12 protein-coding genes are annotated in these 21,623 nt (G+C 68.7%); 8 read left to right on the forward strand and 4 right to left on the reverse strand.

Annotated features, from left to right (window positions below; genetic code table 11):
- From AC1DK4_RS18420 to AC1DK4_RS18430, 3 genes are all read right to left on the reverse strand, one after another.
- Positions 1–314 (reverse strand): hypothetical protein (locus AC1DK4_RS18420; RefSeq protein ID WP_477131683.1); only part of this gene is annotated, 314 nt, incomplete at its 3' end.
- Positions 315–508: 194 nt separating this feature from the next.
- On the reverse strand, positions 509–703 hold the full coding sequence (locus tag AC1DK4_RS18425) for a YbdD/YjiX family protein (protein WP_441612827.1): 195 nt from the start codon (positions 701–703) through the stop codon (positions 509–511).
- A gap of 37 nt (positions 704–740) precedes the next feature.
- Positions 741–2,813 carry a carbon starvation CstA family protein gene (locus AC1DK4_RS18430; RefSeq protein ID WP_477131684.1) on the reverse strand — a complete coding sequence of 691 codons (2,073 nt, stop codon included), beginning with the start codon at positions 2,811–2,813 and terminating at the stop codon, positions 741–743.
- 483 nt (positions 2,814–3,296) lie between these two features.
- On the opposite strand from AC1DK4_RS18430, the gene AC1DK4_RS18435 reads away from it, so the two are divergent.
- Positions 3,297–4,709: a cache domain-containing protein gene (locus AC1DK4_RS18435; protein ID WP_477131685.1), complete on the forward strand. Its 1,413-nt coding sequence runs from the start codon at positions 3,297–3,299 to the stop codon at positions 4,707–4,709.
- Positions 4,706–5,380: a response regulator gene (locus tag AC1DK4_RS18440; protein ID WP_441649907.1), complete on the forward strand. Its 675-nt coding sequence runs from the start codon at positions 4,706–4,708 to the stop codon at positions 5,378–5,380. Before AC1DK4_RS18435 ends, AC1DK4_RS18440 begins: the two co-directional genes overlap by 4 nt.
- Before the next feature lie 101 nt (positions 5,381–5,481).
- Here AC1DK4_RS18440 and AC1DK4_RS18445 read toward each other — a convergent pair whose 3' ends face one another.
- Positions 5,482–7,338, reverse strand: coding sequence for a phosphoenolpyruvate carboxykinase (GTP) (locus AC1DK4_RS18445; RefSeq protein ID WP_441649906.1), 1,857 nt, complete (start codon positions 7,336–7,338; stop codon positions 5,482–5,484).
- Between the two features lie 526 nt (positions 7,339–7,864).
- On the opposite strand from AC1DK4_RS18445, the gene AC1DK4_RS18450 reads away from it, so the two are divergent.
- The 6 genes from AC1DK4_RS18450 to cobN all read left to right on the forward strand — a co-directional run bounded on the left by AC1DK4_RS18450 (position 7,865) and on the right by cobN (position 21,618).
- Positions 7,865–8,878: a D-2-hydroxyacid dehydrogenase family protein gene (locus AC1DK4_RS18450; protein WP_441649905.1), complete on the forward strand. Its 1,014-nt coding sequence runs from the start codon at positions 7,865–7,867 to the stop codon at positions 8,876–8,878.
- A 140-nt stretch (positions 8,879–9,018) separates the two neighbouring features.
- Positions 9,019–10,194, forward strand: coding sequence for an MFS transporter (locus tag AC1DK4_RS18455; protein WP_477131686.1), 1,176 nt, complete (start codon positions 9,019–9,021; stop codon positions 10,192–10,194).
- 316 nt (positions 10,195–10,510) lie between these two features.
- On the forward strand, positions 10,511–11,746 hold the full coding sequence (locus AC1DK4_RS18460) for an efflux RND transporter periplasmic adaptor subunit (RefSeq protein WP_441649903.1): 1,236 nt from the start codon (positions 10,511–10,513) through the stop codon (positions 11,744–11,746).
- Positions 11,747–11,765: 19 nt separating this feature from the next.
- On the forward strand, positions 11,766–14,972 hold the full coding sequence (locus AC1DK4_RS18465; protein ID WP_441649902.1) for an efflux RND transporter permease subunit: 3,207 nt from the start codon (positions 11,766–11,768) through the stop codon (positions 14,970–14,972).
- A gap of 275 nt (positions 14,973–15,247) precedes the next feature.
- Positions 15,248–17,524: a TonB-dependent hemoglobin/transferrin/lactoferrin family receptor gene (locus tag AC1DK4_RS18470; protein WP_441649901.1), complete on the forward strand. Its 2,277-nt coding sequence runs from the start codon at positions 15,248–15,250 to the stop codon at positions 17,522–17,524.
- 23 nt (positions 17,525–17,547) lie between these two features.
- Positions 17,548–21,618 (forward strand): cobaltochelatase subunit CobN, encoded by a 4,071-nt coding sequence (gene cobN / locus AC1DK4_RS18475; protein WP_477116364.1) that lies wholly within the window; start codon positions 17,548–17,550, stop codon positions 21,616–21,618.
- Positions 21,619–21,623 lie beyond the last annotated feature (5 nt).

The raw sequence follows: 21,623 nt of genomic DNA on the forward strand, positions 1-21,623 counted from the left end.
GCGCCCAGCAGGCCGCCGGTGCGCCCGCCCATGGCATTGCCGGCCGCCGTGCCCGCGCCGCCGCCCAGCGCGCCGCCGATGATGGCGCCGGTGCGCTCGCGACGGTTGGAGGTGACCGCGCCGCCTGCGCCGCCGCCTACTGCGCCGCCGATCACCGCGCCGGTCGAGCCGCCGAGTGCGCCGCCCACCGCCGCGCCGGCGACACCGCCGAGTGCGCCGCCGAGGGCATTGTTCATATCGCCCGCAAACACCGGCAGCGCGGATGCCGCCAGGGCGATGGCCAGGGTGAAACTGCGAACGGTGTGCCGAGACATGTTCTTCTTCCTTGGGTTAGCAATGATTATCAACTTTTGACGCAAGTGTAGAGAGGTCGCCCCAAGCTTGCTGTAACCACGTGTAAGGCCCTGTAACGGCTAGGGAAACGCAAAAAGGGCCGCTTTCGCAGCGGCCCCCCTAAAGCATCACTTGCACCCCGGATTACGCGCCGGACTGCGCACAATCCGGCGGCTTAGCAGCACTTGCCTTGTCCCCCGCCGTAGCGCGCTTCCTGGCGTTCGCGGAAAAATTCCTCGTAGCTCATCGGCGCGCGGTCGGGGTGGGTGCTTTCCATGTGCGCCACGTAGGTCTGGTAGTCCGGCAGCCCCACCATCAGGCGCAGGGACTGGCCGAGGTAGCGGCCCATGGTTCCCAGTTGCTCGATCATGACGATTCTCCTGTTCCTGTAGCGGGTTCGGGCGTACTCAGTGCTGCGCCGAGGTCGTTGCCGGCATCGGCTCGAACGGCGTCTCGCGGTCGGTCGGGCGGCTCGCGGCGCGCGCGGCCAGCGCGGTCTTGAAGCCGTAGAACACGACCGACAGCACCACGAACATGAACAGCGCGCACAGGCCGGCGTCCAGGTAGTCGTTGAAGACGATGCGGTGCATCTGCTCCATCGACTTGGCCGGGGCCAGCACCTTGCCCGCGGCGATGGCGTCGCTGAACCTGGCCGCGTGGGTCAGGAAGCTGACCTTGGGATCGGCGTCGAACAGCTTCTGCCAGCCGGCGGTCAGCGTGCAGATCAGCAGCCAGATGGTGGGCACCAGGGTGACCCAGGCGTACTTGCCGCGCTTCATCTTCACCAGCACGCAGGTACCGAGCACCAGTGCCACCGCGGCCAGCATCTGGTTGGAGATGCCAAACAGCGGCCACAGCGTGTTGATGCCGCCCAGCGGGTCGACCACGCCCTGGTACAGGAAATAGCCCCAGAACGCCACGCACAGCGCGGTGGCGATCAGGTTGGCAGGCAGCGAGTCGGTGCGGCGGAACGAGGGCACGAAGCTGCCCAGCAGGTCCTGCAGCATAAAGCGCCCGGCGCGGGTGCCCGCGTCCACGGCGGTCAGGATGAAGAGCGCCTCGAACAGGATGGCGAAGTGGTACCAGAAGGCCATCATGGCCTGGCCGCCCACCACCTGGTGCAGGATGTGGGCAATGCCCACCGCCAGCGTCGGCGCGCCGCCGGCACGCGAGATGATGGTGTTCTCGCCGACGTCCTTGGCGGTCTGGATCAGCACGTCAGGCGTGATCACGAAGCCCCAGCCGGACACCACCGCGGCCACCGCTTCCGGCGACGTGCCGATCACGGCGGCCGGGCTGTTCATGGCGAAGTACACGCCCGGCTCGATCACCGAGGCGGCCACCAGCGCCATGATGGCGACGAAGGATTCGGCCAGCATCGCGCCGTAGCCGATGAAGCGCATGTGCGACTCGCTCTCCAGCAGCTTGGGCGTGGTGCCCGAGGAGATCAGCGCATGGAAGCCCGACACCGCGCCGCAGGCGATGGTGATGAAGAGGAACGGGAACAGGTTGCCCGACCACACCGGCCCGCCGCCCTTGGCGAACTGCGTGAACGCCGGCATCTTCAGCTCCGGCGCCACGATCACGATGCCCACGGCCAGCGCGATGATGGTGCCGATCTTGAGGAAGGTMGAGAGGTAGTCRCGCGGGGCCAGCAGCAGCCAYACCGGCAGCACCGCSGCSAYRAAGCCGTAGACGATCAGCATCCACGTCAGGGCCTTGCCGTCGTACGTGAACAGCGGCGCCAGCACGGCGCTCTCGTGCACGTACTGGCCGCCGATGATGGCCAGCATCAGCAGCACGAAGCCGATCACCGACACCTCGCCGATGCGGCCCGGGCGGATGTAGCGCGTGTACACGCCCATGAAGATGGCGATGGGAATCGTCACGCCCACGGTGAAGGTGCCCCACGGCGAGCCGGCCAGCGCCTTCACCACGATCAGCGCCAGCACCGCCAGGATGATGATCATGATCATGAAGCAGCCGAACAGCGCGATCATGCCCGGCACCGTGCCCATCTCGGACTTGATCAGGTCGCCCAGCGAGCGGCCGTCGCGGCGCGTGGAGATGAACAGCACCATGAAGTCCTGCACCGCGCCGGCGAACACCACGCCGGCCAGGATCCACAGCATGCCGGGCATGTAGCCCATCTGCGCGGCCAGCACCGGGCCCACCAGCGGGCCGGCGCCGGCGATCGCGGCGAAGTGGTGGCCGAACAGCACCGCCTTGTTGGTCGGCACGTAGTCCAGCCCGTCGTTGTGGCGCCAGGCCGGCGTCATGCGCTTGGGGTCGAGCTGCATGACCTTGTCGGCGATGAACTTGCTGTAGTAGCGGTAGGCGATCAGGTAGATGCAGATCGCGGCGACCACGATCCACAGGGCACTGACGGCTTCGCCGCGAGATAGTGCAACGGTGGCAAAGGCGAAGGCGCCGAGTACGGCGACGGCCAGCCACACCAGGTGTTGCCCGATGCGATTCATGATGAGGGTCTCCTCAGACCGTTTATGGAAATGCCGGCGGCGGCAGGTCCGGCATGCATGGCGCGGCGCGCGGGGGCGTCCAAGCGGACGGCGCGCGCCGGGGACGGCGGGCTGACGAGGGGGTGGCGTGGTTGTCTCCTGCCAGTTTTTCGTCGGTGCCCGGTGAGTCTCGCAAGCTCCGGATCTGGTCGTCGCAGGCGGGCGATGCTGCCGGCAATCGCTGGCCGCACCCGCTGCGCAGGACGCATGCATGATGCTGCGTGGCAGCGGTCGCACGTCCGGCGTGTAGTATTGACACCCGCCCCTGGCGGCACAAGCGCGGAACTACGCAGCCACGTTGCGTGTTACTACGTAGATCCACGGTCATATGCCGCTTGCGCGTCATCCGTGTTTACCCCGGGGACGCACCCGGCGCCATCCCGGCACCACGCAAGCACCACGCGAGCACCACTCGAGCACTACTCAGGCACTGCCCCGGCATCGATGAAACTCCGTCAGAAGATCCTGCTGCTGGCCGTCGCGCCGCTCGCCGTCGCCATGTTCGGCATCGCGCTGGCGGTGCGCTACCAGGCCACCGCGCTGGCCCGCCACGAGCGCACCCTGGTCGAGGCGGCTTACCTGCAGAGCAAGGAGGTCGAGCTGCGCCACTACGTAGAGCTGGCGCAGAGCGCGATCGCGCCCATGGTGCACTCGGGCCGCAACGACGACGCCACCCGCCACGCCGCCATGGAAGCGCTGGCGCGCCTGGACTACGGCCCCGACGGCTACTTCTTCCTCTACGACATGCAGGGCCGCAACCTGATGCACCCGCGCCAGCCCGAGCTGGTGGGACAGGACCTGTGGAGCCTGCGCGACCCGCAGGGCGCGCTCACCATCCAGCGGCTGATCGCGGCCGCGCGCGCCGGCGGCGGTTCGGTGCGCTACATGTGGAAGAAGCCGTCGTCCCAGCAGGTGGCGCCCAAGCTCGGCTACGTGGTCGGGGTGCCGGAATGGAACTGGATGCTTGGCACCGGCATCTACCTGGACGACGTCGAGCGCACCCTGCGCCAGCTCGATGCGCGCGCCGAGACCGATATCCGCGAAACCATGGCATGGATCGGCGTGATCGCCGCCATCAGCATCCTGCTGGTGGCCGCCAGCGGGCTGGCCCTCAACGTGAGCGAGCATCGCGAGGCCGACGCCAAGCTGCGCCAGCTGGCCCAGCGCGTGGTGCAGTCGCAGGAAGAAGAACGGGCACGGCTGTCGCGCGAGCTGCATGACGGCATCAGCCAGTTGCTGGTGTCGGTCAAGCTGCTGCTGGAAACCGCGGCCAACCGCCTGCGCCTGGCGCCGGGCGAAGGCGCCACGGTGTCGCCCGTGCTCGGCACCGCGCTGGCACGCCTGGACAGCGTGTTCAACGAAGTGCGGCGGGTGGCGCGCAACCTGCGCCCCGCCCTGCTCGACGAYCTCGGSCTMTWCGCCGCGYTGSAGCAYCTGGCGCGSGAGATGCAGGAAGGCAGCGGCCTGCGCATCGCCGTCTCGCGCAGCGGCACGCCGCGCGAGCTGCCCGACGAGCAGGCCACCGCGCTGTTCCGCATTGCCCAGGAGGCGCTGACCAATGTGGAGCGGCATGCTCACGCGCGCCATGTGGCGCTGGAACTGGCCTTCGATGCCGATGCCACCCGGCTGACGGTGCAGGACGACGGCGCCGGCTTCGACGTGGCGCGCATGCAGCACGACCCCAAGCGTGGCATCGGCCTGCGCAACCTGCGCGAGCGCACCGCCGCGCTGGGCGGCGAGTTCGAGATCAGCTCCCGTCCCGGCGCCACCCGCCTGCACGCCGCGGTGCCACTGCCGCGCCCGGGCCCCGCGCCCGCCGCGGCCCGACAAGACAGCTCAGGAAATCCATCATCATGACCCAAGCCCCTGCCCGCGTGCTGCTGATCGACGACCACGCGCTGGTGCGCGACGGCATGCGCATGCGCCTGGGCCTGCAGCCCGAGCTGAGCGTGGTCGGCGAAGCCGACGACGGCGAGGCCGCGCTGGCCTGGCTGGCCCGGGCCGCGCCCGAGCAGATGCCCGAACTGGTGATCACCGATATCGGCATGCGCGGCATGGGCGGCATCGCGCTGGCCGCCGCGCTGCACGACGACTATCCCGAGCTGGCCGTGCTGGTGGTGTCCATGCACGACAACCTGGAGTATGTGCGACAGGCGATCCGCGCCGGCGCGCGCGGCTATGTGCTCAAGGACGCGCCCGCCGACGAACTGATGGCGGCCATCGGCGCCGTGCTCGCCGGCCGCGTCTTCTACAGCGCCCGCATTGCGCGCCGCATGGTCGAGGAAAGCCCCGCCGCCGGGCCGCTCGATGCGCTCACGCCGCGCGAGCGCGACATCCTCAACTGCATCGGGCGCGGGCAGGCCAACAAGGACATCGCCGCCGCGCTGGGCGTATCGGTGCGCACCATCGAGACGCACCGGCTCAATCTGCGCCGCAAGCTCGGCATCGAAGGCCGCGCGGAACTGGTGAAGTACGCGGTGGAGCAGCTCGGCGCGGGCACGGCGGGCGATACGCCGCCGGGCACGTAGCCCGTGGCGGCTCTGGCGAGCATCGGCGCGCAAGACGCCGGCCAAAAGAAAAAGCCCCCTGTTTCCAGGGGGCTCTCGCCTGCAGCCGGAATCGCGGCGGCTTAGTCAGCCAGGCGCTTGGCCAGTGCGGCCTTGGTGTCCACCAGCGCCTGCGGCAGGTTGTGCTTGAGCTGGGTGAACAGCTCTTCGTGCAGGGTCAGCTCGCGCTGCCATGCGGCGTGGTCGATCGAGGTGACCTGGTCGAACTGCTGGCGCGTGAATTCCAGCCCTTCCCAGTTCAGGTCCTCGAAGCGCGGCGAGGTGCCGAACACGTGGTCGGTGCCCTTGCCGTGTCCTTCGACGCGGTCGATCATCCACGACAGCACGCGCATGTTCTCGCCGAAGCCCGGCCACACGAAGTTGCCGTCCGCGTCCTTGCGGAACCAGTTGACGCAGTAGATGCCCGGCAGCCTGGCGCCGCTGGCTTCGAGCTTCTTGCCCAGCGCCAGCCAGTGGCCGAAATAGTCGGCCATGTTGTAGCCGCAGAACGGCAGCATGGCGAACGGGTCGCGGCGCACCACGCCTTGCTGGCCGGCCGCCGCGGCGGTGGTTTCCGAGCCCATGGTGGCGGCCATGTAGACGCCTTCGGTCCAGTTGCGCGCCTCGGTCACCAGCGGCACCGTGGTGGAGCGGCGGCCGCCGAAGATGAAGGCGTCGATGGCGACGCCGGCCGGGTTGTCCCAGTTATCGTCGATCGACGGGCACTGCACGGCCGGCGCGGTGAAACGGGCGTTCGGGTGCGCGGCCTTGGCGCCGGTCTCGCGGGCGATGGCCGGGGTCCAGTCCTTGCCCTGCCAGTCGACCAGGTGGGCCGGGGCTTCCTTGCTCATGCCTTCCCACCACACGTCGCCGTCGTCGGTCAGCGCCACGTTGGTGAAGATGACGTTTTCCTTGAGCGTCGCCATCGCGTTGAAGTTGGTCTTCTCGCTGGTGCCCGGGGCCACGCCGAAGTAGCCGGCTTCCGGGTTGATGGCGTACAGGCGGCCGTCCTGGCCCGGCTTGATCCAGGCGATGTCGTCGCCGATGGTGGTGACCTTCCAGCCTTCGAAGCCCTTGGGCGGGATCAGCATGGCGAAGTTGGTCTTGCCGCAGGCCGACGGGAAGGCGGCCGCCACGTGGTACTTCTTGCCCTCGGGCGAGGTCACGCCCAGGATCAGCATGTGTTCGGCCAGCCAGCCTTCGTCACGGCCCATGGTGGAAGCGATGCGCAGGGCGAAGCACTTCTTGCCCAGCAGCGCGTTGCCGCCATAGCCCGAGCCATACGACCAGATCTCGCGCGTTTCCGGGAAATGCACGATGTACTTGGTGGCGTTGCAGGGCCAGGGCACGTCCTTCTCGCCCGCGGCCAGCGGCTTGCCGACGGTGTGCACGCAAGGCACGAAGTCGCGGTCGGTGCCGAGCACGTCGAACACCGCGCGGCCCATGCGGGTCATGATGCGCATGTTCACCGCCACATACGGCGAATCGGACAGTTCCACGCCGATATGGGCGATCGGCGAGCCCAGCGGGCCCATCGAGAACGGCACCACGTAGAGGGTGCGGCCGCGCATGCAGCCTTCGAACAGGCCGGCCAGGGTCTGGCGCATTTCGGCCGGGGCGGTCCAGTTGTTGGTGGCGCCCGCATCTTCCTGCTTTTCCGAGCAGATGAAGGTGCGGTCTTCGACGCGTGCCACGTCCGACGGATCGGACAGCGCGAGGAAGGAGTTCTTGCGCTTGGCCGGGTTGAGGCGCTTCATGGTGCCCGCGGCGACCATCTGGTCGCACAGGCGGTCGTACTCGTCCTGCGAGCCGTCGCACCAGTAGATATTGTCGGGTTTGGCAAGCGCCGCGATCTCGGCTACCCAGGCGACCAGCTTCTGGTGCTTGACCCAGGCCGGAACGTTGAGTGCGGGCGTGCCCTGCATGGCGGGATGGTTCATACAGTTACTCCAAAGCGAAAAAGAATTCTTTCCAAAGCCTGGGCCGCGCCATCGCGTCGCCGCGTGCAGGCGGCACCGGGATATCCAACGGGCCAACATCGTCACATCCCGTTACAACTGAGCGGCAGCCCCGACCCAGCAAAAGGTCGCGGCGGGCCTCGTGGCTGCGCTACAGTTGCGCTTTCCGCGCGACAGGGCCGGGCAGGCTTTGTCCGACACAATCCAGCGGACGGGAGCGTGGCTCGACCGACAATCCGGTAGCATCGGAGCCGGCAAGGATACCACTGCCTCGGGCCGCTGTTTTTTGCTCCGCAGCAATGTTGGCGCAGTGCCGGCGCATCTTTCCTGCCGTGCCGTATTGTCCTGTTCACCTGCCTGGCAGCGCACTTCTGCCTTGCGCCAAAAAGTCTGCGCCGCACGCCGCACCTGCGGCAGTGTCGCGCGGCAGGTAGTAAAACAATACAGTGGATGCGCGCCCCGCTTTGTGGTCGCGCGCACCTTAGCCATTGCCAAACCAGAGTTGCCGATGAAGATTGCCGTACTCGACGATTACCAGGACTCCGTTCGCAAACTGCCCTGTTTCAGCCTGCTCGACGGCCATGACGTCAAGGTGTTCAACAACACCGTGAAGGGCGTCGGCCAGCTGGCGGCGCGCCTGTCGGACGTGGAGGCCGTGGTGCTGATCCGCGAACGCTCGCGCATCCCCCGCCAACTGCTGGAAAAACTGCCCAAGCTCAAGATCGTCAGCCAGACCGGCCGCGTCGGCGGCCATGTCGACATCGATGCCTGTACCGAGCGCGGCGTGGCAGTGCTGGAAGGCTCCGGCTCGCCGGTGGCGCCGGCCGAACTCACCTGGGCCCTGATCATGGCGGCCCAGCGCCGCATTCCCCAGTACGTGGCCAGCCTCAAGCACGGCGCCTGGCAGCAGTCCGGGCTCAAGTCCACCACCATGCCGCCCAATTTCGGCCTGGGCCAGGTGCTGCGCGGGCAGACGCTGGGCATCTGGGGCTACGGCAAGATCGGCAAGCTGCTGGCCGGCTACGGCCGCGCCTTCGGCATGAATGTGCTGGTGTGGGGCCGCGAGAACTCGCAGAAAAGCGCCCGGGAGGACGGCCTGGCGGTGGCCGAGTCGCAGGAGCAGTTGTTCGCCGAAAGCGATGTGCTGTCGCTGCACCTGCGCCTGAACGACGAGACCCGCGGGCTGGTCAAGCTGTCCGACCTCACTCGCATGAAGCCGACCGCGCTGTTCGTCAATACCAGCCGCGCCGAGCTGGTCGAGGAAAACGCCCTGCTGACCGCGCTCAACCGCGGCCGCCCGGGCATGGCGGCGGTCGACGTGTTCGAGTCCGAGCCCATCCTGCAGGGCCACGCCCTGCTGCGCATGGAAAACTGCATCTGCACGCCGCACCTGGGCTACGTGGAGCGGGAGAGCTACGAGATGTACTTCCGCATCGCCTTCCAGAACATCCTCGACGTACTGGCCGGCAAGCACGAAAGCATCGCCAATCCCAAGGCGCTGACGCCGGCCCTGTCCCGCTAGAGCCGGCACCGGAGTCCGCGGCGCGGTGCCCGGTTCGCCGCAAACGCGAACCGGGCAAACCCGCTACACTCGCCTCATCCCGCGCGGCCTCCGGCCGCGTTTTTCGTCTTTCCGCCCTCTTTTTTCTAGCGCCGCCCGCCATGGATCCCAGGCTMCTGACGCTSTGCKTCGGCAATTTCGTCATCGGCACCGGCGCGATGATCGTCACCGGCATGCTCAACGACATCGCCGGCGACTTCGGCCTGAGCGCGGGCACCGCCGGCCAGCTGATCGCGGTGTTCGCGCTGGCTACCTGCGTGGGCGCCCCGCTGTTCGCCACGCTCGGCTCGCGCATCGACCGCCGCCTGCTGCTGGCCGGATCGCTGCTGGTCTACGCCGTCATGCACCTGGCCGCGGCGCTGGCGCCGAGCTTTGCCGCCCTGATGGCGGTCCGCTTCCTGACCGCCATCGGCGCGGCCATCTATACGCCGCAGACCGCCGCCACGCTGCCGCTGCTGGTCAACGCGCAGACGCGCGGGCGCGCCATCAGCTTCGTCTTTCTCGGCTGGAGCGTGGCCAGCGTGGTCGGCGTGCCGCTGGGCACGTGGATCGCCAGCACGCTGGGCTGGCGCTTCAGCATGGCGCTGGTGGGCGTGATGGCGCTGGCCGCGGCGCTGGCCGTGTGGCGGGCGCTGCCGCCGCGGCTGTACGTGGAGCCGGTCGGCCGCGCCGCCTGGGGCGCGGTGCTGCGCCATACGCCGATGGTGCTGGTGGTGGCCACCACCATGATCCAGTCCGCCGGCATGTTCACGCTGTTTACCTACATCGCCCCGCTGTTGCGCGACGTGCACGGCATCAGCGGCGCCACGCTGAGCCTGATGTTCCTGGCCTACGGCGCCTGCGGCGTGACCGGCAATGTGCTGGCTGCCGCGCGCATGGACCGGGCTACGCCCGCGCGCATCGTCCAGGTCGCCATGCTGACCTCGCTGGCGGCGATGCTGCTGTGGCCGCTGGCCACCGTCGGCCCGGTGGCGCTGGTGCTGATCTTCATGCTGTGGGGCGTGGGCGGCTTCGCCACCAACAGCGCGCAGCAGGCGCGGCTGGTGGCGCTGGCGCCGGAGCGTGCCTCGGCCTCGATCTCGCTCAACTCTTCCTCGATCTACCTCGGCCAGGCCCTCGGCGCCATGGGTGGCGCGGCGATCTACGCCACCGCCGGCGCCGGCGCCCTGCACTGGGGCGCCGCCGTGCTGATGCTGCTGGCGCTGGGCGTGTCCCGGCGCGCGCGCGTGCTGGGCTGCCGCTGGAGCCAGCGCGAGGCACCCGCGCCACAGGCCTGAGCGCGCGTACCCGGGTCTGCGCTCAGGCCGGCATGCGCTCCGCCGCCGCCAGCGCCGCGATGTGTCGATAGAAAGCATCAGCGCCCGCCCGCGCCGATGGCCGACACGGCTGGCTTTCTGCTAATGTTTGGCTCTTGATACAAGCAGGTACCCCCCGTGCTGTAATAGTTTGTAATGGGGTGGAGGGCGCCGCCACTAGCCGCCGGCGGTCCCGATCCTGTACTAGTAGCGGTTTTGTCGCGAGTCGGCACTGGTTCCCAGAAACCGGGCCGTCGGGGAGCGGCGCCTGATGCGCGCACTGTAAGAGAGTCCTCACATGAAAACGAACGGCATCGACCAGGCCAAGGGCTTCGTCGACGGTAAGTGGAGTCCAGGCATGGGCACGGGAAAGGGACGCGTCTCCCCATGGGTGCTGGCCGTGGTCCTGGCCGCGCTGGCAGCGGGCGGATGGTACGGCTGGCGCGCGTGGCTGGCGCCCAAGCCCGCCGCAAAGGCGCCCGCCACGGTGGTGGTGAGCACGGCCGTGGTCCAGCAGGGGGACGTTCCGCTGAAAGTAAGCGCTAACGGGACGGTCAGTGCGCTGTCCACGGTCGAGGTCCGCCCGCAGGTCTCGAGCACGGTGCGCGCCGTGCACATCAAGGAAGGCCAGACCGTCAAGCCGGGTGACCTGCTGTTCACCCTGGACACCCGCATGGACGAGGCCAACCTTGCCCGCGCGCAGGCCCAGCTGATGCGCGACCAGGCCGACCTGTCCGACGCCCGCCGCACCCTGGCGCGCAGCAACGAGTTGCTCCAGCGCAACTTCATCTCCAAGAGCGCGGTGGATACCGCCCAGGCCAAGGTCGACGGCTTCGAAGCCACCATCCGCGCCGACCAGGCCGCGATCGAGGCCGGCCGCGTGGCGGTCAGCTACGGCGCCATCCGCGCCACCATCGCCGGGCGCACTGGCGTGATCAATATGTTCCCCGGCTCGCTGGTGATGCCCAACAGCGCGCTGCCGATGGTCACCATCGCCCAGATCCAGCCCATCGCCGTCACCTTCACGCTGCCCGAGCGCCAGCTCGCGGCGCTGCGCGAGGCGATGCACGCCGGCCCGGTCACCGTCACCGCGCTGCCCAACGACGGCAGCAAGAGCCCGGTCACCGGCAAGATCAGCTTCGTGGATAACACGGTCGACCCGCAGTACGGCAGCATCCGCATCAAGGCCCAGTTCGGCAACGAGGAGCAGCGCCTGTGGCCGGGCACCTATGCCAACGTCGATGTCGTGGTGCAGACCCTCAAGGGTGCGTTGTCGGTGCCGCCGCAGGCCGTGGTGACCGGCCCCGAGGGCCGCTTCGTCTACGTCGTGCAGCCCGACAACCGCGTCAAGCCGGTGCCGGTGAAGGTGCAGGTCTCGACCGCCGGCGCCGCCGTCATCGAAGGCGTGCCGCCAGGCACGCGCGTGGTGGTGGAGGGCGCGCAGAACCTGCGCGCGGGCAGCCTGGTGCGCGAAGGCGCGCCGGCGGCCAAGGCCGTCGCGGCCAGCGCCGCAGCCGCCGACGCCAAGCATTGAATTCCAGAGCCCCAACGCCATGACCCTGTCCGAGCTCTGTATCCGCCGTCCGGTGATGACGGTGCTGCTGTGCCTTGCGGTGATCGTCACCGGCATCGCGCTTTACCCCACCATCCCGATCGCGGCGCTGCCCTCGTTCAACTCGCCGGTGATCCAGGTCACGGCGACGCTGCCCGGGGCCAGCCCCGAGACCATGGCGGCCTCGGTGGCGACGCAGCTGGAAAAGCAGTTCGCCACCATTCCGGGCGTGTCGGTGATCAGCTCGTCGAACACGCTGGGCAACTCGAGCATCACCATCGAGTTCAACAACGACCGCGACATCGATGCCGCGGCCGTGGACGTGCAGGCGGCGCTGTTCCGCGCGCAGCGTTCGCTGCCGATCGAGATGACGGTGCCGCCGTCGTACCGCAAGGTCAACCCGGCCGATGCACCGGTGCTGCTGCTGGCGATCAACTCGCCGGCCATGAGCCTGGCCGAGCTCAACGCGTTCGGCGACAACCTGATCTCGCCCACGCTGGCTACCCTGCCGGGCGTGGCGCAGGTCCAGATCTTCGGCCAGAAGCGCTTCGCGGTGCGCGTGCGCGCCCATCCGGATGCGCTTGCCGCGCGCGGCCTGACGCTCGACGAGCTGGCCACCGCGCTGAACCGCGCCAACGCCAACACCCCGGTCGGCACGCTCGACGGCGCGCGCCAGACGCTCACCATCCAGGCCAACCGCCAGCTCGCCAGCGCCGACGCCTTCCGCAACATCATCGTGGCCAGCCAGCCCAGCGGCGCGCTGGTGCGGCTGTCCGACGTGGCCGAGGTGGAGGACAGCGTCGAGACCATCAAGACCGGCAGCTGGCTCAACAACGAGCGCTCCATCGTGCTGGCCGTGCTGCGCCAGCCCGACGCCAACACGGTGGCGGTGGTCGACGCCATCAAGAACGCCCTGCCCCGCCTGATCCAGCAGATGCCGGCCTCGGTGAGCGTCAACGTGGTCAATGACCGCTCGCAGTCGATCCGCGAGTCGATCCACGATGTGCAGTTCACACTGGCCCTGACCGTGGCGCTGGTGGTGCTGGTGATCTTCCTGTTCCTGCGCCGCGCCGCGGCCACGCTGATCCCCACCGTCTCGCTGCCGATCTCGCTGATCGGCACGGTGGCGCTGATGAAGGCGTTCGGCTACAGCCTGGACAACGTCTCGCTGCTGGCCATCACGCTCGCCGTGGGCCTGGTGGTGGACGATGCCATCGTGATGCTGGAAAACATCGTGCGCCATATCGAGGAAGGCGTGCCGCCGCTCAAGGCCGCGCTGGTCGGCTCGCGCGAGATGGGCTTCACCATCCTCTCGATCTCGATCTCGCTGATCGCGGTGTTTATCCCGATCTTCTTCATGCCGGGCGTGATCGGCCTGCTGTTCCACGAGTTCGCCGCGGTGGTGTCGCTGTCGATCCTGGTGTCGGCGCTGGTATCGCTGACCCTGATCCCGATGCTGTGCGCGCGCTTCCTCTCGGCCGAGAACGTGCCCATCGACGAGTCCCAGCACGCGTATGGCGACCACGCCGGCGGCGCGCACGCACCGGCCGTGGCGCAGAAGCAGACCATCGGGATGCGCTCCACGCAGTGGTTCGAGGACCTGTTCGAGTTCACGCTGCACCGCTATGCGCGTGGGCTCGACTGGTGCCTGGCCCACCGCAAGTCAGTGCTGGCGGTGGCCGGGCTGACCTTCGTGCTGACCGCGGTGCTGTTCGCCACCATTCCCAAGGGCTTTTTCCCGGAAGAAGACATCGGCCAGATCCAGGTCAACGCCGAAGGCCCGCAGGACATCTCCTTCGACGCCATGGCCGACCGCCTGCGCGACGCCGCGGAGCGCATGCGCAAGAATCCCGCGGTGCGCAGCATCGTGGTGTCGATCGGCGGCGGCAACTCGCCCGCCATCAATACCGGCCGCATGTTCGTCGAGCTCAAGCCGCTGGGCGAGCGTCCGCGCATGGCCAAGGTGGTGGAATCGCTGCGCCGCGACGTGGCCGGCATCCCGGGCCTGGCGGTCTACTTCTCGCCGGTGCAGAACCTGCGCCTGGGCGGGCGCCAGAGCAAGAGCCGCTACCAGTACACGCTGCAGAGCGTGAAGGCCGGCCAGCTGCAGGAGTTTTCCGACAAGCTGATGGTCAAGATGCGCGCCGACCCGGTGTTCCGCGACGTCACCAGCGACTCGCAGCAATCCGGCCTGGAGGCGCAGCTCTCCATCGACCGGGACAAGGCCAACGCGCTCGGCGTGCAGATCCAGGACGTGCGCCAGGCACTGTATTCCGCCTTCGGCGAGCGGCAGGTCTCCACCATCTACACGCCGATCGACAACTACTACGTGATCCTGCAGGCGGCCGACATCGACCGCGCCGACGAGACCGCGTTCTCCAAGCTCTACGTGCGCAGCAAGACCGGGCAGATGGTGCCGATCTCGGCCTTCTCCACCACCGAGCGCCGGGTCGGGCCGATTGCCGTGAACCACCAGGGCCAGCTGCCTTCGGTGACGGTGTCGTTCAATCTCGCGCCGGGCGCGGCGCTGGGCGACGCGTCTTCGAAGATCGATGCCTACCGGCAGGAGATCGCCATGCCGACCTCGATCTTCACCAGCTGGGGCGGCGACGCGGCGGTGTTCCAGTCTTCGCAGGCGACCCAGGTGCTGTTGCTGGTGGCGGCCATCGCCGTCATCTACACGCTGCTGGGCGTGCTGTACGAAAGCTACATCCACCCGCTGACCATCCTGGCCGGCCTGCCCTCGGCGGCGGTGGGCGCGCTGCTCACGCTGTTCATCTTCAATATCGAGCTGTCGCTGATCGCCACCATCGGCGTGCTGATGCTGATCGGCATCGTGAAGAAGAACGCCATCATGATGATCGACTTCGCGCTGGCGGCGCAGCGCGAGCAGGGCATGGCCCCGGCGCGCGCGATCCGGCAGGCCTGCCTGCTGCGCTTCCGCCCGATCCTGATGACCACCTTCGCCGCCGTGATGGGCGCGCTGCCACTGGCGCTCGGCCTGGGCGCCGGCGCCGAGCTGCGCCAGCCGCTCGGCCTGGCGGTGGTGGGCGGCCTGCTGTTCTCGCAGGTGATCACGCTGTTCATCACGCCGGTGATCTATCTCGCACTGGACCGCTTCTCGGGCACCGGCCCGCTGCAGATCGATGCCGAAGGCAATCGCATGCCGGTGCTGGTGGGGGGCGAGGCGGCCGTCGAGCGGCACTGAGCGCACTCACCGCGGTTGCATCCACGCCAGGGGGCGGTGCCGGTCAGCCGGCACCGCCCTTTTGCCTTGCGGCCGGCCCCGCAGGCCACATCGGTGTGGCATGGGCGGCACAATGCCTCTGCATGTCTGCTTTACAAATCGTTACCAATTGATAATAATTCGCATTCTCAATAGAGCGTAGCCGGCTGTGCCGAGCTGCGCCTGACCACGCCAGCCAGCCACCCGCACCATCGCTCCAGCCAGCCAGCGTTTCGTTTTCATATGGGGGAAAATCCATGAAACGCCGCTGTCTGGCGCGCCTGCGCGCCTCCGTCCGAGTCACGCCCATCGCCGTCTGCGCCACGCTGGCCTGCCCTGCCTTCGCCGCCGGACCGGCCGAGGAGCCGGTCCGCCCGCTGAGCGAGGTGGTGGTCACCGCCACCCGCACCGAGGAGCGCGCCGATGCGGTCGCCTCGACCATCACCGCCATCGAGGCGCGCCAGATCGAGCGCACCCAGCCGGTCGACGAAGCCGGCCTGTTCGCCGACGAACCCGATGTCGACGTGCCGCGCGACCGGCGCCGCTTCGGCACCGGCAGCATCAATATCCGCGGCATCGAGGACAACCGCGTGCTGCTGATGGTGGACGGCGTGCGCCTGCCCGACTACTACAACGGCGGCGGTCCCTCCAACCTGTCCAGTGCCACTCGCGACGCGCCCGAGTTCTCCTTCCTCAAGCGCGTCGAAGTGCTGCGCGGGCCGGCTTCCAGCCTGTACGGCTCGGACGCCATCGGCGGCGTGGTGTCCTATGTCACCAAGGATCCCGAGGACCTGATGCGCGGCAATGCCGCGGGCGGCGAAGCGGGCCTGTCGTGGAACGGCATCGACAGCGGTTTCGGCCAGACCGCGGGCGTGGCCGGCGGCAACGAAACCATCAAGGGCCTGTTCATGTACGCGCACCGCAAGGCGCACGCGGTGCAAAGCATGGGCGGCGACGATTCCACCTCCACCGGCCGCTCCGTGGCCAACCCGCAGAACAGCGAGACCAATGCCTGGCTGGGCAAGCTGGTGTTCGATCCCGCCGCCGGCCATCGCTTCAGGCTGACCTACGAGCACCGCGAGGGCGATACCTTCACCGATATCCGCCGCCTGTCGCCGTCACTGCCGCGCGTGACCTCCGCCAGCGGCACCGAGGACGTCTCGCGCAACCGCGTCAGCCTGGACTACGAATGGAAGCCGGCCAGCCGCGTGCTCGACCGACTCGGCGCCACCGTGTTCTACCAGGAGAGCGAGAACCGCACCGTGACCGACCAGGTGCGCAGCCGCACCAGCGCCGGCTGCTCCGGCTCGACGGCCGGCACCAGCCTGTGCGACGTGCACCTGCTGTTCGGCTTCCGCCAGCAGCAGACCGGCTTCAACCTGCAGGCGGACAAATCGTTCGCCATCGGCCCGGTCGGCCACCTGTTTACCGGCGGCGTGGATTTCATCCGCGTGCGCTCGAGCGAGAACCGCGACGGCACCGCGTACAACCGCACCACGGGTACGGTATCGAAGTCGCTGGCCGGCGACAACTTCCCGATCCACGATTTCCCCAGCGGCGAGACGCGCCAGACCGGCGTGTTCGTGCAGGACGCGCTGCAGTTCGCCGGCGGCCGCTTCACGCTCACGCCGGGCCTGCGCTTCGACCACTACTCGCTTGGCCCGGACGACGACAAGCTCTACAACAGCGTGGCCTCCAAGCCCGCCATCAGCAAGAGCGACTCCGCGCTCTCGCCCAAGCTGTCCGCGCTGTGGCAGGCCACCGACCGGATCAACCTGTGGGCGCAATACGTGTTCGGCTTCCGCGCGCCCAACTACCAGGAAGTCAACGGCAGCTTCCGCAATACCATCCAGGGCTACGGCGCCGCGCCCAACGGCGACCTCAACTCCGAGAAGAGCCGCTCCTTCGAGATCGGCGCGCGCTACTCCGACGAACGCGTGCAGAGCAGCGTGGCGCTGTTCGACAACCGCTACAAGGACTTCATCGAGCAGGTGCAGCTGAACTGCCCTTCCGACCCGGCCTGCCTGGCGGGGCTGCGCGCCACCTACCAGTATCGCAACCAGAGCAGCGTGCGCATCTACGGCGCCGAGTGGCGCGGCAGCTATCGCTTGCTGCCGCAATGGCGCGTCGATGGCGCGGTGGCCTATGCGCACGGCACCAACGAGCAGACCGACCGCCCGCTCAACAGCGTCTCGCCGCTGCGCGCCAGCGCCGCGCTGACGTGGGAGCGCGGCAGCAACAGCCAGGGCCAGGGCGCCAGCCTGCGCTGGCGCGGCGCGCGTCCCGTCACGCGCACCGACGACAGCAGCTTCACCTACTTCAAGCCGGGCGGCTATGGCGTGACCGACGTGCAGGCGTGGTGGCGCTTCAACCGCTACGCCAGCATCGTGCTGTCGGTAAACAACCTGTTCGACAAGAAGTACTGGCTGTGGGGCGACGTGCGCCAGTCCGGCGTGGCCGCCAGCGAACCGGGCCTGGATTTCTACACGCAGCCGGGCCGCACCTTTGCCGCCAGCGTGAAGCTGTCGTTCTGACCGAAAGGCGCATAGAACAAACCATGTCCCCACAAAGAAACGACTGCCTGCGTCTTCTGCGCGCGCTCGGCCTGCTATGGCTGGCCTTGCTGGCGTTCGGCGCCCAGCACGCTGGCGCGGCGCCGCCGCGCATCGCCGTGCTCACCACCTCGCCGGTGCCGGCCGGCAAGTTCGAGCCGCTGCAGGCGATGGCGCGCGCGCATGGCATGACGCTCGGCGCGCGCTATCTCGAACGCATGAGCGCGCAGGATGTGGCGCCGTTCATCGACGGCGCCGCAATGCTGATCCTGGATGCGCCACGCGATCACATCGTGACCGACATGCTCGCCAGGCTCGGGCCGCTGTGGACGAACGCGCGCGTGCCGCGACTGCTGATCGCCACCGACCGCTTCGAAGCGCACGGCGTCGACGCCGCGCTCGGCAAGCGCGTGCACGCGTACTACGTCAACGGCGGCCGCGCCAACTTCGACGCCATGATGCGCACGCTGGCCGCGCAGCAATTCCGGCTGCGCGCCGCCATGGGCGAAGACAGCACCATCCCCGCGCCGGTGATCTTCCCCAAGGCCGCCTACTATCACCCGCGCCTGGCGAGCGTGGTCACCGAATCGCCGGATGCCGCGCTCGCCGTCTCCGGCCATGCGGGCGAGCCGGTGATCGGCGTGGCGATCCACCAGGCCTATGTGTCGGGACTCGACAGCGCTTTCGTCGATGACCTGGTCGCGCGCATCGAGGCGCGCGGCGCCCGCGCCCTGGTGTTCTACAGCCCCGTGATGGATGCCGACGGCGTGCTGCGCATGGCCGCGCCCGGCGGCAAGCGCATCACCGACGTGCTGGTCAACGGGCAGATCATGCTCAACGCCGCGGGCCGCAAGGCCGAGTTCGAAACGCTCGGCATTCCGGTGTTGCAGGTCATGCCCTATCGCCGTGGCGACGCGCAGGACTGGGCGCGCGACCCGCAAGGCATCAGCCTCACCGACACGCCCTTCTACCTCGTGCAGCCGGAACTGGCCGGCGTCAGCGATCCCATGCTGGCGGCCGCCACTTCGCAGAAGGACGGCAGCATCGTCAGCCTGCCGGCGCAGCTCGATGCCGTCGCCGACAAGGCGCTCGCGCTCGCGCGCCTGCAGCGCACGCCGAATGCCGACAAGCGCGTGGCGGTGCTGTTCTACAACTATCCGGCGGGCGAGAAAAACCTGTCGGCATCGTTCCTCAACCTGCCGCGCAGCCTTTCGTCCACGCTTGCTTCGCTGCATGCCGCGGGCTACCGCACCGAAGCCGCGAACGAAGCCCTGCTGCAGCGCGAGCTCGGCGCGCTGCTCGCGCCCTTCTATCGCGAAGGCCAGCTCGGCCGCCTGCTCGACGCAGGCCGCGCGGCATGGATGCCGATGGCGCAATACCGCCGCTGGTACGACGCGCAGCCGGCCGGATTCCGCGCCGAGGTCAAGGCGCGCTGGGGCGAACCCGAATCATCGGCCATGGCGACCCGCCGCAACGGCGAGGCGGGTTTTGCCATCCCGCGCCTGCAGCTCGGCAACGTGGCGCTGATGCCGGTGCCGCCGCGCGGCGAGCGCGACGAAGCCGCCGAGAAAGCGCTCTACCACTCCACCAGGACGCCGCTCAACCATTTCTACATGGCCGCCTACCTGTGGGCGCGCGAAGGGCGCGACGCGCTGGTCCACTACGGCACCCACGGCACGCAGGAATGGACGCCCGGCAAGGAGCGCGGCCTGTCCGTGACCGACCAGCCCTACCTGGTGCTGGGCAGCGTGCCGGTGATCTATCCCTACATCGTCGACGACGTGGGCGAAGCGCTGCAGGCCAAGCGCCGCGGCCGCGCCACCATCGTCAGCCACCAGACCCCGCCGTTCAAGCCGGCGGGCCTGCATACGGATCTCTCCACGCTGCATGACCAGCTGCACAACTACCTGCAGCAGGACGAAGGCGCGGTGAAGGACACGCTGCGCGACGACATCCTCGCGCGCAGCGATCGCCTGCACCTGCTCGACGACATGGGCTGGCCGCGGGCACTCGCCGGCGCGCAGTTCACGGGCTTCCTCGATGCGTTGCACACGCACCTGCACGAACTCGCCGGCGCGCTGCAGCCGTACGGACTGCACACCTTCGGCGAATCGCAGCAGCCCGAGCTACGTCTCTACACGGTGATGGCCATGCTCGGCCCGGCATGGCTCAAGCGTGTGTTTCCGCAGGAGCCGGAGGAACTGTTCGCGCTCGACTACAGGCAGCTCGCGCAGACCGCGCCCTACGCCATGCTGCGCCGTTACGTAAACGACGGCGCGCCGCTGGCCAGCCTGGCCGATGTGCGCCAGCGCGAAGACATGCAACGCGCCCGCACGCTCTACGCCAGCCTCGACGCAGCGCCCGAGGGCGAAGCGGTGCTCACCGCGCTGGCCGGCCGCTATGTGCTTGCCGGCACCGGCGGCGATCCCGTGCGCAATCCCGATGCGTTGCCGACCGGGCGCAACCTGTACGGCTTCGATCCGTCCAAGGTGCCGAGCCGCGAGGCATGGCAGGCGGGGCAGGCTGCCGCTGAAGCGATGATCGCGGACTGGCGCGCGCGCCACGGCAGATGGCCCGCCAAGCTCGCCTTCTCGCTGTGGAGCGTGGAAACCATGCGGCACCAGGGCATGCTCGAGGCACAGGCGCTGGCTGCCATGGGCATCCGCCCGCAGTGGGACGGCGGCGGCCGCGTGATCGGCGTGGAAGCGATCCCGGCGGCGGAACTCAAGCGTCCGCGCGTGGATGTGGTGCTGTCCGCCACCGGCCTCTACCGGGACCACTTTCCCAACCTGATGAAGTGGCTGGCCGAAGCCGTCAGGCTGGCCGCGGCGCAGCCCGAGCCCGACAACGCGGTGGCCGCCGGCACGCGCCTGGTGCGCGAGCGCCTGGCGCAGCTCAAGGCGCAGGACATGAGCGCGGAGCGCATCGAGGCGCTGGCGCTCACGCGCATCTTCGCCAGCGAGTCCGGCAACTACGGCACGGGCCTCAACGACGCCACCCTCGCCAGCGACAGCTTCGGCAGCGGCAAGGCGGCGGATGCGAAGCTTGCCGGCCTCTATCTCGCGCGCATGCAATACGCCTACGGCCCCGATGAAAAGACCTGGGGCGAGAAGCTGCCGCAGCTCAATCTCTATGCGGAGAATCTCAAGGGCGTGGAGGGCGCGCTGCTGGCGCGCAGCTCCAACCTGTATGGCATGCTCACCACCGACGATCCGTTCCAGTATCTCGGCGGCATCGGGCTGGCGGTGCGGCACCTCACCGGCAAGGCGCCGGAGCTGCTGATCTCCAACCTGCGCGACGCGAACCACGCGCGCACCGAAACGGCAGCGTCCTTTCTCGCCACCGAACTGCGCACGCGTTACTTCCATCCCGGCTGGATCGAGGGCATGAAGGCCGAAGGCTACAGCGGCGCGCTCAATATGCTCGACACCGTCAACAACTTCTGGGGCTGGACCGCGGTGGCGCCGGAGATCGTGCGCGACGACCAGTGGACCGAGTTCGCCGAGGTCTACGTCAAGGACAAGCACAAGCTCGGCCTCGACGAATGGTTCGAGCGCAACGCGCCCCAGGCCCAGGCGCAGGTCATCGAGCGCATGATGGAGGCCGCGCGCAAAGGCTACTGGAAGGCCGATCCCGCGCTGCTCAGGACGCTGGCCGAGCGCTGGCAGACGCTCGCGCAGCGGCACGATATCCGCAGCGACAACCGCAGCTTCAACCGTGACGTGCAGCAACAGGCTGGCGCGGCCGGCGCGCCGGGCTACGGCATGCAGGCGCCCGCGGCGGCGCCGTCCGGCGCACCAAAGCCCGCGGCACCGCAAGCCGCGACGCCGCCGAAGCCGCGGCAGCAGGCCGAGCCGCAGCCACGGTCGCCGCAGCCCGCGCCGCCTGCGCAGACGCAAGCGGTGCAAGGCATGCAGCTGGTCGAGCGCAAGCCGCCCGCCGCGGCCATCGTGCCGGTGCTGTCCTGGCTCGCCGCGGGCATCGCGCTGGGCGGGGCGCTGCTTGGCGGCGCCATCAGCGCGCGCCGCCGCGGCGGCGTCGCGCTTCTCCCCGAAAAACACACCAAGACCCACTGAACATC

Source organism: Cupriavidus sp. 05N38 (assembly GCF_056397345.1).